The organism is Microbacterium esteraromaticum, assembly GCF_900163815.1.
In the GTDB taxonomy this organism is placed as follows: Bacteria; Actinomycetota; Actinomycetes; order Actinomycetales; family Microbacteriaceae; genus Microbacterium; species Microbacterium esteraromaticum_B.
The window spans coordinates 35,362-50,238 of record NZ_FUKO01000044.1 but is presented as its reverse complement, the minus strand read 5'-3'; the positions used below and the strand labels follow the sequence as shown (position 1 = coordinate 50,238).

Annotated in this window: 14 protein-coding genes; 9 read left to right on the top strand and 5 right to left on the bottom strand. The window is 67.8% G+C overall.

Annotated features, from left to right (window positions below; all coding sequences use genetic code 11):
* Positions 1 to 16: 16 nt before the first annotated feature.
* The 6 genes from FM104_RS15085 (at position 17) to FM104_RS15060 (ending at position 6,591) form a co-directional block, all read left to right on the top strand.
* Positions 17 to 1,180, top strand: a complete 1,164-nt coding sequence (locus FM104_RS15085; protein ID WP_087133049.1) for a Gfo/Idh/MocA family protein — start codon at positions 17 to 19, stop codon at positions 1,178 to 1,180.
* A gap of 3 nt (positions 1,181 to 1,183) precedes the next feature.
* Positions 1,184 to 2,458: a DUF993 family protein gene (locus FM104_RS15080; RefSeq protein WP_087133048.1), complete on the top strand. Its 1,275-nt coding sequence runs from the start codon at positions 1,184 to 1,186 to the stop codon at positions 2,456 to 2,458.
* Between the two features lie 142 nt (positions 2,459 to 2,600).
* On the top strand, positions 2,601 to 3,467 hold the full coding sequence (locus tag FM104_RS15075) for a sugar phosphate isomerase/epimerase family protein (RefSeq protein ID WP_087133047.1): 867 nt from the start codon (positions 2,601 to 2,603) through the stop codon (positions 3,465 to 3,467).
* An 88-nt stretch (positions 3,468 to 3,555) separates the two neighbouring features.
* A complete protein-coding gene (locus FM104_RS15070) occupies positions 3,556 to 4,311 on the top strand; it encodes a sugar phosphate isomerase/epimerase family protein (protein WP_087133046.1) in 756 nt (251 codons plus the stop codon).
* A gap of 133 nt (positions 4,312 to 4,444) precedes the next feature.
* Positions 4,445 to 5,497, top strand: a complete 1,053-nt coding sequence (locus FM104_RS15065) for a LacI family DNA-binding transcriptional regulator (RefSeq protein WP_087133045.1) — start codon at positions 4,445 to 4,447, stop codon at positions 5,495 to 5,497.
* Positions 5,494 to 6,591 carry a glycerate kinase gene (locus FM104_RS15060; protein ID WP_087133044.1) on the top strand — a complete coding sequence of 366 codons (1,098 nt, stop codon included), beginning with the start codon at positions 5,494 to 5,496 and terminating at the stop codon, positions 6,589 to 6,591. The genes FM104_RS15065 and FM104_RS15060 overlap by 4 nt, the downstream gene beginning before the upstream one ends.
* A 2-nt stretch (positions 6,592 to 6,593) precedes the next feature.
* Here FM104_RS15060 and pgm read toward each other — a convergent pair whose 3' ends face one another.
* The gene (gene pgm, locus FM104_RS15055) at positions 6,594 to 8,237 is read right to left on the bottom strand and encodes a phosphoglucomutase (alpha-D-glucose-1,6-bisphosphate-dependent) (RefSeq protein ID WP_087133043.1); all 1,644 of its coding nucleotides are present in this window, start codon (positions 8,235 to 8,237) and stop codon (positions 6,594 to 6,596) included.
* 80 nt (positions 8,238 to 8,317) lie between these two features.
* Between pgm and pheA the strand changes: the two genes are divergently transcribed.
* The gene (pheA, locus tag FM104_RS15050; RefSeq protein ID WP_087133042.1) at positions 8,318 to 9,259 is read left to right on the top strand and encodes a prephenate dehydratase; all 942 of its coding nucleotides are present in this window, start codon (positions 8,318 to 8,320) and stop codon (positions 9,257 to 9,259) included.
* 66 nt (positions 9,260 to 9,325) lie between these two features.
* Here pheA and FM104_RS15045 read toward each other — a convergent pair whose 3' ends face one another.
* Entirely contained in the window at positions 9,326 to 10,366 is a 1,041-nt protein-coding gene (locus FM104_RS15045; RefSeq protein ID WP_256971693.1) for an LLM class flavin-dependent oxidoreductase, read from the bottom strand.
* Between the two features lie 82 nt (positions 10,367 to 10,448).
* Here FM104_RS15045 and FM104_RS15040 point away from each other — a divergent pair, with 82 nt between their 5' ends.
* Positions 10,449 to 12,161, top strand: a complete 1,713-nt coding sequence (locus FM104_RS15040) for a cation:proton antiporter (RefSeq protein ID WP_087133041.1) — start codon at positions 10,449 to 10,451, stop codon at positions 12,159 to 12,161.
* A 32-nt stretch (positions 12,162 to 12,193) separates the two neighbouring features.
* Here FM104_RS15040 and FM104_RS15035 read toward each other — a convergent pair whose 3' ends face one another.
* Entirely contained in the window at positions 12,194 to 12,409 is a 216-nt protein-coding gene (locus FM104_RS15035) for a DUF2795 domain-containing protein (RefSeq protein WP_087133040.1), read from the bottom strand.
* Between the two features lie 81 nt (positions 12,410 to 12,490).
* A complete protein-coding gene (locus tag FM104_RS15030) occupies positions 12,491 to 12,913 on the bottom strand; it encodes an Hsp20/alpha crystallin family protein (protein ID WP_087133039.1) in 423 nt (140 codons plus the stop codon).
* Positions 12,914 to 13,038: 125 nt separating this feature from the next.
* Between FM104_RS15030 and FM104_RS15025 the strand changes: the two genes are divergently transcribed.
* Positions 13,039 to 13,329, top strand: coding sequence for a MerR family transcriptional regulator (locus FM104_RS15025; protein WP_087133038.1), 291 nt, complete (start codon positions 13,039 to 13,041; stop codon positions 13,327 to 13,329).
* A gap of 90 nt (positions 13,330 to 13,419) precedes the next feature.
* Here FM104_RS15025 and FM104_RS15020 read toward each other — a convergent pair whose 3' ends face one another.
* The gene (locus tag FM104_RS15020) at positions 13,420 to 14,859 is read right to left on the bottom strand and encodes a dicarboxylate/amino acid:cation symporter (RefSeq protein WP_087133037.1); all 1,440 of its coding nucleotides are present in this window, start codon (positions 14,857 to 14,859) and stop codon (positions 13,420 to 13,422) included.
* Positions 14,860 to 14,877: the final 18 nt, after the last annotated feature.

Below are 14,877 nucleotides of genomic sequence, written 5' to 3'. Positions count from 1 at the left end.
AGAGAACGGACACCACATGTCACAGGCGACTACCCGTGAGATCGGCATCATCATGAACGGCGTCTCCGGACGCATGGGCTACCGGCAGCACCTGGTGCGCTCGATCCTCGCGATCCGCGACCAGGGCGGCATCGAACTCGCCGACGGCTCGAAGGTGACCGTCAAGCCGCTGCTCGTCGGGCGCAACGAGCAGAAGCTCGCCGAGATCGCCGCCGAGCATGGCATCGCCGACTACACGACCGACCTCGATGCGGCCCTCGCCGACCCGCAGTGGGAGATCTACGCCGACTTCCTGGTGACGAAGGCGCGCGCCAGCGCGATCCGAAAGGCGATCGCCGCAGGCAAGGCCATCTACACCGAGAAGCCGACTGCCGAGTCGCTGGAAGAGGCGCTCGAACTCGCGGCGCTCGCCAAGTCCGCCGGCGTCAAGACCGGGGTCGTGCACGACAAGCTCTATCTGCCCGGCCTGCAGAAGCTCAAGCGTCTGATCGACTCGGGCTTCTTCGGCCGCATCCTCTCCGTCCGCGGTGAGTTCGGCTACTGGGTGTTCGAGGGCGACTGGCAGCCCGCGCAGCGCCCGAGCTGGAACTACCGCACCGAAGACGGCGGCGGCATCATCAGCGACATGTTCCCGCACTGGAATTACGTGCTCGAGAACCTCTTCGGTCAGGTCAAGAGCGTTTACGCGCAGGCTGCCACGCACATCCCCGAGCGGTGGGACGAGAACGGCGACAAGTACGCCGCCACCGCCGAAGATGCCGCCTACGGCATCTTCGAGATCGAGGGCGGCATCATCGCCGAGATCAACTCCTCGTGGACGGTGCGCGTGAACCGCGATGAGCTCGTGGAGTTCCAGGTGGACGGCACCTACGGCTCGGCGGTGGTCGGACTGTTCGGATGCAAGATCCAGCCTCGCAACGCCACCCCGAAGCCCGTCTGGAACCCCGACCTCGAAGACACCCGCGATTATGACGCCGACTGGCAGAGCGTTCCCACCAACGATGTCTTCCTGAACGGCTTCCGCCAGCAGTGGGAGGAGTACCTGACCTCGTACGTCGAGGGCACCGACTATTCCTTCGACCTGCTCGCCGGAGCGAAGGGTGTGCAGTTCGCCGAGGCCGGGCTCGTCTCTAGTGCCGAGGGCCGCAAGATCGCGCTCAACCCGCTGAGCCTGGACTGAGCCATGACCACGCTTCGACTGCTGTCAGCATCCGGCGCCGTCTCGGATGCCACGCTCAACGACACCGGCGTCTACACGTGCCCGACCACTCCGCTGCAGAGCCGCGTCGCGTACGCGGCGGCGCACGTGGTGCCGCGGGTGCATGCCGACAACACCCCCGGCCAGCCGGCCGACATCGACTGGGATGCGACACTCGCTTTCCGCCGCAACGTGTACTCGTGGGGATTGGGCGTGGCGGATGCCATGGACACCGCGCAGCGGAACATGGGCCTGGATGCCGCGGCCACGCGTGAGCTGATCACCCGCAGCGCCGAGGTCGCGCGCGAAGAAGGCGGCTCGGTCGTGGTCGGAGTCAACACCGATCACATCGCGGAATCGCACATCTCGCTGGATGCCGTGATCGACGCGTATAAGAGCCAGCTGCACTTCACTGAGGAGCAGGGGGCGGGCCCCGTGCTGATGGCATCCCGCCACCTCGCCCGCGTCGCGACGAGCGCGGACGACTATCGCCGGGTCTACCGCGAGGTGCTGTCAGCGGCGAGCGTGCCCGTCGTGCTGCACTGGCTGGGCACCGCCTTCGATCCGGAACTCGCCGGCTATTTCGGCGCAGCAGACTGGCAGACGGCATCCGCTGTGCTGCTCGACATCATCGACGAGAGCCCCGGCAAGGTCTCGGGCGTGAAGATGAGTCTGCTGAACGCTGAGAGCGAGATCTCGGTGCGCGAGCGTCTGCCGCAGGGTGTGCGCATGTTCACCGGCGACGACTTCAACTACGTCTCGCTGATCGGCGGCGACGCGCTCGCGCCCGCCGCACCGCTCGAATCGCCGAGTGCACCGGAAGTCGCCGAGCGCACGGCATCCACGCGCGACCAAGCCGTGCAGTCGGCGGCAAGCGGTGCACTCGACGCGCACCGCGGCCACTCCGATGCGCTGCTGGGTGCCTTTGCGGCCATCGCGCCGGTGGCCTCGGCGGCGATTCAGGCGCTCGATGCGGGGGATGCTGAGGGGTATCAGCGCATATTGGGGCCGACAGAAGAGCTCAGTCGCCAGGTGTTCGCCGCGCCGACGTTCTATTACAAGACCGGCGTCGCATTCCTGGCCTGGCTGAACGGCCACCAGCCCGCATTTCAGATGGTCGGGGGTCTGCACTCCGCGCGCAGCCTGCCGCACCTCAGCCGCATCGTCGAGCTGGCGAACGCCTCGCTCGCACTGGAGAAGCCCGAGCTCGCCCGCGAGCGCTGGCACGGGATGCTGCGCGTGAACGGAGTCGACGCATGACCGCCCTCAGCATCGCCGTGCCCGCCGCCCCTGCACGGACGGCGGGCGAAAACACGGATGGCGGGCGACACGCCGCTGGTCCTCCTGCCAAGCGTACAAACTCCCGCCATCCGTTCCGGGTACGCGTGAACGGAGTCGACGCATGAGCGCCCCGGACCCTCGCCTGTCGATCAACCAGGCGACGATCAAATACGCCGATCTCGAGACCGCGCTGCGAGTGACGGCGGATGCCGGCGTGCAGTCGATCGGGCTGTGGCGCGAGCCGGTCCACGAGGTCGGCCTCGATACGGCGACGCGGATGCTGGCAGATTCCGGGCTGCGATTCTCATCGCACTGCCGCGGTGGCTTCTTCACGCTGCCAGCAGGCGCTGAGCGGGAGGAGGCACTGGCCGACAACCGGCGGGCGATCGATGAGACCGCGGCTCTCGCTGCAGCCGGTGCCGAGGGATCCACCGCCGTACTGGTACTCGTCGCCGGCGGGCTGCAGCCGGGCTCGCGCGACCTGATCGGTGCGCGCGAGCGCGTGCGGGATGCCATCGGCGAGCTGGCGCCCTATGCGCAGAGCGCTGGTGTGACCTTGGCGATCGAGCCGCTGCATCCGATGTTCGCGTCCGACCGCTGCGTCGTGACGACGCTCGGGCAGGCGCTCGACATCGCCGCCGATTTCGACGCCGCTGTCGTCGGCGCTGCCGTGGATACGTTCCACATCTGGTGGGATCCGCAGGTGCTCGAGCAGATCGCGCGTGCCGGGCGCGAGGGGCGGATCGCCACGTATCAGGTGTGCGACTGGCAGACTCCCCTGCCCGCCGATGTGCTGCTTTCCCGCTATTACATGGGTGACGGAGTGATCGATTTCGGCTCGCTCACCCAGGCAGTTGTCGCAACCGGATACGACCGGGATATCGAGGTTGAGATCTTCAACGCCGACATCTGGGCCGACGATCCGGCGACGGTCGTGGCGCGCACCGCCGCATCCTTCACCGCCACCGTCTCTCCGCACCTGGCATGATCTGTTCGAGTGGCGCACATGGCCGCATCAGGGCCGGGTATGCGGCAGATTGCGCCACTCGAACGGCGACAAGAGGAGTCTGAACGGCATGATCAGACCAGGACTGTGCTCGGTGACCTACCGACAGCTCACGCCCGAGCAGCTCGCGCCGCTCGCCGCCGACGCGGGGCTCGAGGTGATCGAATGGGGCGCTGACGTGCACGTGCCGTCGGGCGATCCCGAGCGTGCGGCAGAGGTTGCGCGCGTGACGTCGGATGCCGGCCTCTCGGTCGCGTCGTACGGCTCGTACTTTCGCGCCGGAGCCGATGAGGCGCTGACGCCGACCCTCGACAGCGCCGAGGCGCTCGGTGCCGATCGGGTGCGCGTCTGGGCGGGGCGGGACGACTCGGGTGACGCGTCGCCCGCGCAGTATGCGCAGATCGCCGCGCGGCTGCAGGATGCTGCTGCCGAGGCATCCGATCGCGGCATCACCCTCGCGTTGGAGTACCACCGCGGCACTCTCGCGGACACTCCGCAGGCCACACTGCGACTGCTCGCCGACGTCGACAGCCCGGCACTGACGACGTACTGGCAGCCATCGGTCGGCGCTGCGGATGCCGTCGCACTCGCCGAATACGAGGCAGTCGCGGCGCACACCAGCGCCGTGCACGTCTTCTCGTGGTGGCCGGATGCCGAGCGCCTGCGCCTCGACGAACGATCTGGTCTTTGGGGCAGTCTCTTCGCTGCGGCGGCCGCACAGGCGCAGCCCCCGCGTGACGCCCTGCTGGAATTTGTGCCCGACGACGACCCTGCACTGCTGGCATCCGAAGCCGCGGTGCTGCGCCGCTGGCTCGCCGAGGCGTGATGACCGGCGTTCCGGTCGCATTTTCTCCCGCTCGCCGGGCGCCGAAGCGGGGCTTTGTGCGACCGGAACGCGGCGAGGACTCTCTGGGCGGCACAATCTGCGACCGGAACACCCGCATGGATAGGCTCTGCGTATGACATCCGAAGCCCGACGCACGCAGCCGCGCGCGCATCATGCGACGCCCACCCTGCATGATGTGGCCCGGGTCGCCGGTGTCTCGCTGGCAACCGCATCGCGGGTGCTGAACGGTTCAGAACGCAAGGTCGCCGAGTCGTTCCGCGAGCGCGTCGAGAAGGCCGCTGATGAACTCGGCTACACCGCGAACGCCTCGGCGCAGGCGACAGCACGCGGCACCTCCGCGACCGTCGGGCTGCTGGTCGCCGACATCGCCGACCCCTATTTCGGGCTGATCGCGTCCGGTGTCGCGCGCGGCGCCGACGAGCACGGACTCATCGTCACCGTCGCGATCACCGAGCGCGATCCCGCCCGTGAGGTGAAGATCCTGCGGGCACTGCGCGGCCAGCGCCCCCAAGGGGTGATCCTCGCGGCATCACGCACCGACGACCAGGAGAGCGGCACGGTCGCCGAGCTGGCCGCATTCCGCGACCTCGGCGGTCGCACGGTCACCTTCGGGCCCGGCGGCGACCGCAGCATCCGCATCGACAACCGCGGTGGTGCCGAGCGGCTGGGGCGCGAGATGGCAGCCCTCGGGTATCGGCGGGCGATCGCGATCGCCGCTGCCGAGGGCGTGCGCACGTCCGATGATCGTCTTGCCGGGTTCGTCGATGGCTTCGGCGCTGCGGGCGGAGTGATCGAACGCGTGTATCGCGGAACCTTCGAGCGCGAATCGGGTGCCGGATCGATGAAGCAGGCGCTCGCCGATGGCGTGGATGCCGGCACGCTCGTCTTCGCGCTCAGTGATGTCGTCGCGATCGGAGCGATGACCGCGATCCGTGAGAGCGGTCGCGATGTCGGCACCGATATCGCCGTGTGCGGCTTCGATGATGTGCCGGTCAGCCGCGACGTCACGCCGCAGCTGACGACGGTGCGCGTGCCACTGAGCGAACTCGGCTACCAGGCGTTTCGGGCGACGGTGGATGCCGAGTGGAGTCCGCCTGCTGCCGACCTCGAGGTGCTGGTGCGCGAGAGCACCCCAGGGATCAGCACGATCGAGGGTGCCGAGTGACCCGCATCGTCTTCGCCCCGGACAGCTTCAAGGGCACGATCACGGCGGCGGATGCGGCGGCCGTGCTCGCTGACGCCTGGCAGTCGGTCGATCCGGAAGCGCAGGTTCTGCTGCGGCCGATGGCCGACGGCGGCGAGGGCACGGTGGCCGCGTTCGCCGCGGCTGTTCCGGGTGCAGAGCGGATGCCGGTGACCATCGACGGACCTGCGGGCAGCCCGGTGCAGACCAGCTGGCTGCTGCTGCCGGCGTCTCCGGATGCACTCGCTGGAACAGCCGTGATCGACATGGCGTCGACCTCGGGTATCGAGCTGCTCGACGAGCTGCGCCCGTGGGACGCGGACTCATCCGGGTTCGGGCAGGCGATCGCCGCGGCCCTCGACCACGGCGTCGCGCGGCTGGTGCTGGGCATCGGTTCGAGTGCCTCGACGGACGGTGGTACGGGAATGCTGCGGGCGCTCGGCGCTCGGTTCTTCGACGCTGCCGGACTGGACGCGGTGGCCGGTGCGCGCGGCCTTGCGGACATCGCCACGGTCGACCTCAGCGAGCTGCGAACGGCACCTGAGGTGCGCGTTCTCACCGACGTCACCAATCCGCTCACCGGTCCGCGCGGGGCAGCAGCTGTCTTCGGGCCTCAGAAAGGTCTCACGGAACGTGCGGATCAGGACCGGACGGATGCTGCGCTCGCGCACCTGGCGACACTTCTCCGGCTCGACCCGACGACTCCGGGCTCGGGTGCGGCCGGCGGCGTCGGCGGAGCGCTCGTGGTGTGGGGCGCGACGCTCGTGCCGGGAGCAGAGGAAGTAGCCCGCTTGATCGGACTGGCGGATGCCATTGCGACCGCCGACGTCGTCGTGACAGGGGAGGGGTCCTATGACGGTCAGTCCGGCGACGGAAAGGTGCCGTCGTTCGTGGCATCGCTCGCCGCCGATGCCGGGGTGCCCGTCATGCTCGTAGCGGGCCGCATTGATGAAGATGCCGATACCGGCATATTCGCAGCATCCGCTTCTCTTACCGATCTCGCCGGGTCATCGGCAGCCGCGTTGGGTGACCCGCGCCGCTGGCTGCGTGAGGCGGGGAAGCAACTCGCGCGCTGACCTCAGCCCCCGAGCGCCGCCGACACCACCGCTCGAGCTTCCTCCTGCACCTGGGCGAGGTGATCCGGCCCGAGCAGGCTCTCGGCGTACAGCTTGTATACGTCTTCGGTGCCCGAGGGCCGCGCGGCGAACCACGCGTGCTCGGTCTGTACCTTGAGCCCGCCGATCGCTGCGCCGTTACCCGGAGCGTGAGAGAGCTTCGCGGTGATCTCCTCGCCCGCGAGTTCCGTGGCGCTGACAGCATCCGGTGCGAGCTTGCCGAGCGTCGCCTTCTGCTCGGGCGTCGCCTGCGCATCCACGCGCTGGTAGGCGGAGGCGCCGAACGCCTGCTCGAGCTCGCGATATCGCTCCGACGGAGACTTGCCGGTCACCGCGATGATCTCGGCGGCCAGCAGACACAGCAGGATGCCATCCTTGTCCGTCGACCAGACCGTGCCGTCCTTGCGCAGGAACGAGGCCCCCGCTGACTCCTCGCCGCCGAACGCGACGGATCCGTCGAGCAGTCCAGGCACGAACCACTTGAAGCCGACGGGCACTTCCAGCAGGCGCCGCCCGAGCGATTCGGCCACCCGATCGATGATCATCGACGACACCAGCGTCTTGCCGATCGCCGTGTCGCGCGGCCACTCGGCGCGGTGCGAGAAGAGATAGTCGATCGCCACTGCGAGGTAGTGGTTGGGGTTCATCAGACCTGCATCGGGGGTGACGATGCCGTGCCTGTCAGCATCCGCATCGTTGCCCGTGAGCACATCGAAGTCGCCCTTCTTCGCGACCAGGGATGCCATCGCCGACGGCGACGAGGGATCCATCCGGATCTTCTCGTCCCAGTCCAGGGTCATGAAACGCCAGGTCGGATCGACCTCCGGGTTCACGACTCGCAGGTCGAGGTCGTGCATATCGGCGATCAGCGCCCAGTACTCCACGGACGCGCCGCCCAGCGGGTCTGCGCCGATGCGCACGCCCGCTCGGCGGATCGCATCCACGTCGATGATCGAGGGCAGATCCCGCACGTATGCATCGCGGAAGTCGTATTCGCCGATCGCATCGCCGTCGATGTCGGCGTAGCGCACGCGCTGCACGCCGTCGAGACCGGCAGTGATGAGCTCGTTCGCACGCTCGGCGATCCAGCTCGTGGCATCCGTGTCGGCCGGGCCGCCGTGCGGCGGGTTGTACTTGAAGCCGCCGTCACGGGGCGGGTTGTGCGACGGCGTCACGACGATGCCGTCGGCGCGGCCGGGGTCGGATGCTGCGCGCCCCCGGTTGTAGGTGAGAATCGCGTGGCTGAGTGCCGGCGTCGGCGCCCACGAGTCGCGGGAGTCGGTGCGCACATCGACGCCGTTCGCGATGAGCACCTCGACCGCGCTGCGCTCGGCGGGCAGCGAGAGCGCATGCGTGTCGCGTCCGAGGAACAGCGGACCCTCGATGCCCTGGCTGCGGCGGTAGTCCACGATCGCCTGGGTGGTGGCGAGGATGTGGTCCTCGTTGAAGCTCGATGACAGCGACGATCCGCGGTGGCCGCTCGTGCCGAAGACGACCCGCTGTGCGGGGATCGTGGCGTCGGGATGCCGGTCGTAGTACGCGGCGATCAGTTCGTCGACATCGATCAGATCAGATTCCTCGGCGGGAAGGCCGGCACGGCTTGTCATGCACATAGTCTGCCCCGACGGCGGCCGTTGCGCATCCCGGGCTTTGTCGTCGGGTGAATTCGTCGCAGTAGGCTTGCGCCGTGACCGAACGCCGCACGTACAGCTACCTGGGCCCCGCTGGAACCTTCACCGAAGTGGCTCTCAGCCAAGTCCCGGAGGCTCGAGACCACGAGTGGAAGCCGGTGCACAACGTCGGCGAGGCGCTGTCTGACGTGCTCGAGGAGCGCAGTCACGCAGCGATGATCGCCATCGAGAACTCTGTCGAAGGCGGGGTTTCGACCACGCTGGACGCCCTCGCCACGATGCCGGGACTGCGCATCGTCGGCGAATACCTGGTGAGCGTCAACTTCGTGCTCGTGACGAAACCAGGCACGGTGCTTGCCGACGTGCGGGTGATCGCGGCGCACCCCGTCGCCTACGCGCAGTGCCATCGCTGGCTGGGCGAGAACCTGCCGCGGCATGAGCATGTGCCCGCGGCGAGCAATGTGGCATCCGCTCTCGGGGTTCTCGACGGGACGCTGCACGCGGATGCCGCGATCGCCGCCCCCGGCATCGTGCAGCACCATGAATTCGACGTGCTGGCTGAGAAGATCGGCGACAACGACAACGCGGTCACCCGCTTCGTGCTGGTGGCGAAGACCACGGCGCCTGCGGAGCCGACCGGGGCTGACAAGACGTCGCTGATCGTCGAGCTGCCCGATGACCATCCCGGTGCACTGCTCGAGATGCTCGAGCAGTTCTCCACCCGCGGCATCAACCTCTCACTGCTGCAGTCGCGGCCGGTGGGCGATGCGCTCGGCCGGTATCGCTTCGTGGTGGATGCCGACGGGCACATCCACGACGAGCGGATGGCCGACGCGCTGCTCGGCATCCGCCGGTTCAGCCCCCGGGTCGTGTTCCTCGGGTCGTATCCGCGCGCCGACCGCAAGATCGTGCAGTATCCCGAACGCTATGCGGACGAGATCTTCGTCGAGGCGCGCGACTGGCTGCGCGCGCTGATCCACGGCGAACCCGAGGACTGAGCGGCCCGTCTTTGGTTTCTCTCCTATCGTGAGTCTCACCTGACCCGGGACGTTGGCAGGGATGCCTCAGGCCAGCAGCTCCAGGGTCTGGATCCGACCGGGGGTGGCATCCAGCGGCTCGGCGTCGTACGATCCGGCGGCGAGTGCGAGCATGACCTCGTCGACGCCGTGACGCTCGGCGAACGCGGTGAGGTCGGATGCCACTTGCGCGCCCTCTCCGACGAACCAGCGGCTGCGCATCGCATCGATGATCCGCTGCTCTTCGGCATCCGCAGCGTCGCGCAGACCCTGCTGCGCCTGCTCGACCGTCTCGGTGGCTGTCATCGGCTTGTTCCGGCGCAGGCGCGCCATCATCCGCAGCTGCGGCAGGGCGCGGGCTTCGGCCTCATCTGCAGTCGGCGCGGCGATGACGTTCGCGGTGACGAAGGTGCGCGGTGCGGCCAGGTGCTCGCTCGGCTGGAACGTGGTGCGGTACAGCTCGAGGGCGCGCTCGAGCCCAGCGCCGGCGAAGTGGTTCGCGAAGACGTAGGGGAGCCCCTGCGTCGCCGCCAGCTGTGCCGAGTAGTCGCTGGAGCCCAGCAGCCAGATCTCCGGAGAAGCGGATGCTGCCGGTGTCGAGACGACCTGGTATTCGCTGCCACTGGTGAACTGCAAGGTCGCGCCACCCGGCTGCAGCATGAGTGCGATGTCCTGCACGTGCGAGGGGAAGCGCTCGACGTCGCCAGCCGCACCCGACGAACGCAGCAGCTGGGTGATCACCGGGTCGCTGCCCGGTGCGCGGCCGAGACCGAGGTCGATGCGACCGGGGGCGAGGGCTTCCAGCGCGGCGAACTGCTCGGCGACGATCAGGGGCGCATGGTTGGGCAGCATCACCCCGCCCGAACCGACTCGGATCCGCTTCGTGCGTGCGGCGGCCGCGGCGATCAGCACCGGCGGCGAAGTGGATGCCACGGACGGCATGTTGTGATGCTCGGCGAACCAGTAGCGACGCAGGCCCAGCTCGTCAGCACGCTGAGCGAGTGCCATCGAGGCGGTCATCGCCTGGGCGCTGGTCTGGCCTGAGCGCACGGGGACAAGATCGAGCACGGAGAAAGTGGGAGCAGTCATCACCGGCATCAACCGCGTCGATGCCGCGGGCATTCCCGTTCGGCGCAACCCGGGGTGGGAGCGCGGGCACTAACATTTCGACATGGACGCCAGCATCTTCGTCATCATCGTCGGCGCGGTCGCAGTCGCGGCGGTGGCGAGATGGAAGGGCTGGCCGGCACCGCTGCTGGTCACCGTGGTCGCGCTCGCCGCATCGTTCCTGCCGTTCGCCCCGAACCTCGCGATCGATGGGCATGTGCTGCTGAACATCGTGCTGCCGCCGCTTTTGTATTCCGCCGCGCTTGACGTGTCGTTCGTGAGCTTTCAGCGGAGTCTGCCGCAGATACGCCGACTCGGCATCGGGCTGGTCGTGGTGACGGCGGTGATCGTCGGGCTGATCGCCTGGTGGCTGATGCCGTCGCTGACGCTGCCGGGTGCGCTGCTGCTCGGAGCGATCGTCGCTCCGCCGGATGCTGTCTCTGCGGCCGCGATCGGGCGCAAGCTCGGCCTGCCGCGAAGGGTGATGACGGTGCTGTCGGGCGAGAGCCTCATCAATGACGCCACCTCGCTGACGATGTTCCGGGTGTTCGCGGCGATCGTTGCGGGCTCTGCGGCATTCCATCTCGGCGAGACGATCGGGCAGTTCCTGCTGGCGGTCATCGTCGGCGTGTTGGTCGGACTGGTGTTCGGTGCGGGCATGCACCTGCTGCGCATGCGCGTCAACGATCCGGTGGTGAATGGCACCATCGGCCTGCTCGCCCCGTTCGGCGCCTATGCGATCGCCGAGCAGCTGCTCGGCTCGGGCGTGCTCGCGGTGGTGGCGATGGGGCTCTTCGTCGGTTACAACGCGCCGCGCACCAGCTATACGACGCGTCAGCAGGAAGCGCCGTTGTGGCTGTCAGCCGACTTCCTGCTGGAGTCGTTCGTCTTCGCGTACATCGGTTTGCAGCTGCCCCGCGTCATCGCGGACCTGCGCGACGGCGAGATCGGCCCGGTGGTGCTGCTGTCGATCGTGGTGCTGGTGACGGTACTGGTGGTGCGGCCGCTGTTCGTCTACCCGGCGGGGGCGTGGGGGCAGTGGTGGACGCGGATGCGGCTGCGCAGATGGGAGCGCGTGAAGGCCGTGCGCGGGGACCTGCCCGAGGGGATCGTGCGCGGGGGACGGCATCCGATCACCGAGAAGCAGCTGCGTGCCCATCTTGCCGAGACGAAGCTCTCGTGGCGCGACAACGCGGTGATCTCCTGGGCGGGGACGCGTGGAGTGGTGACTCTGGCCACCGCGCTCGCCGCCGCCGATATCGCCGGGCTCGATGTCGATGCCGCGCACGCCATCGTGGTGGTGGCATTCGTCGTCACCGTGGGGACGCTGCTGCTGCAGGGGCTGTCGCTGCCGTGGCTGATTCGGCGGCTCGGCGTGATCGACAGCTCGGAGGCCGAAGAGGATGCTCGTCAGCTCGCTGCGGTGCGCGAGCGCAGCCGTGAGGTCGGCAAGGCGTACCTGCGCGATATGCGGCGGAAGTGGAGCGACAAGCACGGCGAGGATCAGCTGCCGGCATTCGATGCGTTCGCGCAGCGGCTCGTCCGGGTGGAATTGGATGCCGAAGACAGCCGCCTGGAGGAACAGCCGCGTCCCACGTTCGAGCAGTTCACCGAGATGTCGAAGGCCTGGCTGGCAGTGCGGCGACAGCTGCTGCTCGAAGAGCGCGACGCCGGCAACCTCAGCGAAGAGGTGATGCACGAGCTGATCACGGCGATGGATGCCGAGGAGCTCGCGCTCGACACGAGGGCAGCCATGCGCTCGCGGCCGCACAGCTGAACTGCGATGACGGTCGCCGCTACGGCGGTCCGCTAAGCGGCGATCAGCGAGCGTTCATGGCGGATGCGGGCGCCCAGCGCGTTCGTGACATCCCAGCATGCGCTGTAGCTCTGGTCTGCCAATGTCGCAAGCATGTTCTGGTCTGCAGCATCGAGCCCGTCACGCTTGGCCTCGCGTGTGAGATCGTCACGCGTCGCCGGGTATTCCATCGTCCGCAGGAAGCACTCCAGGCTGGTTGAGAGAAGCATTGATCCTCCTCGTGTTGTGCGGTTGAATCGTTCGGTCCGTCGCGTGCGGGTGGGAGCCGAGAGGGCTCCCACCCGCACCGATTAGACATTGATCATGTCTGGCTGATCTGCCGACTCCACACGGATCTTTCGCGGTTTGGCTCGCTCGCTGACGGGGATCGTCACCGAGAGCACACCGCTGTCGTACGTTGCGCTGATCCCTTCCAGGTCCACGCCATCGCCGAGGGTGAACTGACGGAAATATGAGCCGGTTCCCCGCTCGCGCGCGATCCAGCGCGCGCCTTCGGCGATGCCTGCCGTGCGCTGAGCGCGGATCGACAGTTGCGATCCGTCGAGATCCACGTCGATCGAACCCGGGTCCGCCCCGGGAATATCAGCGTGGAGCACGTACTGGTCGCCATCACGGTACAGATCGACGGGCATGAGCCGGGGTGCGCACACGGAGTCCAGCACGCTCGCAGCGAAGCGATCGAGCTGACTGATCGGGTCGAGGGTCATTGCCATGGTGTTCTCCTTCCGACGGGCCGCCATTCGTAGCGGCGTTGTCGATGCAGCGAATCTGCATCGGTAGCTGTAGATTTGTTATAACCTGGGAATCAAGAAAATTCAAGTCCTGGAGTGCAAATCCGATGTCCGAAGTGAAATCAACCCGCCCGGTCTACGGCATAGCGGTCGCCGCGGAGCTCGTGGAACTGCCCGAGGCGACGTTGAGGCTCTACGAGCGGCGGGGACTACTTGTGCCATTTCGCAGCCCAGGCGGGACGCGACGCTACAGCGACGACGACCTCGTTCGGGTCCGTCGAGTCGAGAGACTGCGCGAGGCAGGAGTGAACCTCGTCGGCATCCGACGTGTTCTGCACCTCGAAGACGAGAACGGGCGCCTGCGGCAGGAGCTGGATGACGCCGACCAGACGGGCTGAGAGAGCAATTCGCGGCGCGGCCGAAAGCTGGACAGATACACGAAGCGCCCCGCCCGAAAACGGGCGGGGCGCTAGATCGCTCGGAAGCGCTCAGCGGATGCTGGCTGGCTCTTTCGTAGCATCCGGATCTGCGGCATCCGCATCGACCGACGTGTCGTCGAACTCATCCGTGTCATCGGCGAAGGGGAGCCCGTTGCGGGGAGCGTTGTACAGTTCCTCGTCGAGGATGCCCTCGCGCTTGGCGACGATCGTCGGCACCAGCGCTTGGCCTGCGACGTTGACCGCCGTGCGCCCCATGTCGAGGATGGGGTCGATGGCGAGCAGCAGGCCGACGCCCTCGAGCGGCAGCCCGAGTGTCGAAAGGGTCAGCGTCAGCATGACGATCGCACCGGTCGTGCCTGCGGTCGCGGCCGAGCCGACGACCGAGACGATGACGATCAGCAGGTACTGCACGAGGTTCAGCTGGATGTCGAAGAACTGGGCGACGAAGATCGCGGCGATGGCGGGGTAGATCGCCGCGCAGCCGTCCATCTTGGTGGTGGCGCCGAGCGGCACGGCGAACGACGCGTAGCCGCGGGGCACACCGAGGTTGCGCTCGGTCACGCGCTCGGTGAGCGGCAGCGTGCCGATCGAGGAGCGGCTGACGAAGCCGAGCTGCACGGCCGGCCATACGCCCGAGAAGTACTGCTTGATCGAGAGCCCGTGGCTCTTCACCAGGATCGGGTAGACCACGAAGATCACCAGGGCGAGACCGAGGTAGATCGCGCCGGCGAACCAGGCGAGGGCGGTGAGCTTGTCCCAGCCGTACTTGACGACGGCGGCACCGATCAGGCCGAAGGTGCCGATCGGGGCGATGCGGATGATCCACCACAGCACGCGCTGGATGATCTTCAGCAGCGACTCGGTGAAGGCGAGGAACGGCTCGGCCTTCTTACCCGCCTTCAGCGCCGCGATGCCGACGACCGCCGCGACGACGATGACCTGCAGGATGTTGAACCCAACGCTGGATGCGACGGCGCCCGTTTCGGGGTTGACCGAGCTGTTCACGTTGAGGCCGAGGAAGTTCTGCGGGATGAGGCCGAGGAGGAAGTTCCACCAGGTGCCGACCGTGTACGGCTCTCCTGGCTCCAGGCCCTCGCCAGCACGGGAGCCGGGCTGGATGACCAGGCCGAGCACGATGCCGATCGTGACCGCGATGAATGCGGTGATCGCGAACCACAGCAGGGTCTGACCGGCGAGGCGTGCAGCGTTCTGCACGCGGCGCAGGTTGGAGATGCTCGCGACGATGGCGGTGAAGATCAGCGGCACGACGGCCGCCCGCAGCAGGGTGACGTACGAGCTGCCGATCGTGTCGAGCGTGGCGGACAGCCCGGTCGGGTTGGTGCCACTCGCGCCGAGCGAAACGGCGAGAAGCCCGACGGCGACGCCGAGGACGAGCGAGAGGAGGATCTGGAACCCGAAGGAGGTCAGCAGCTTGCGGGCCGGCCCTCGGGTGTCGGGCGCCTTCTCGGCGCGGGTAGTGCTGCTCACGGTGACTCCATGTCTTCG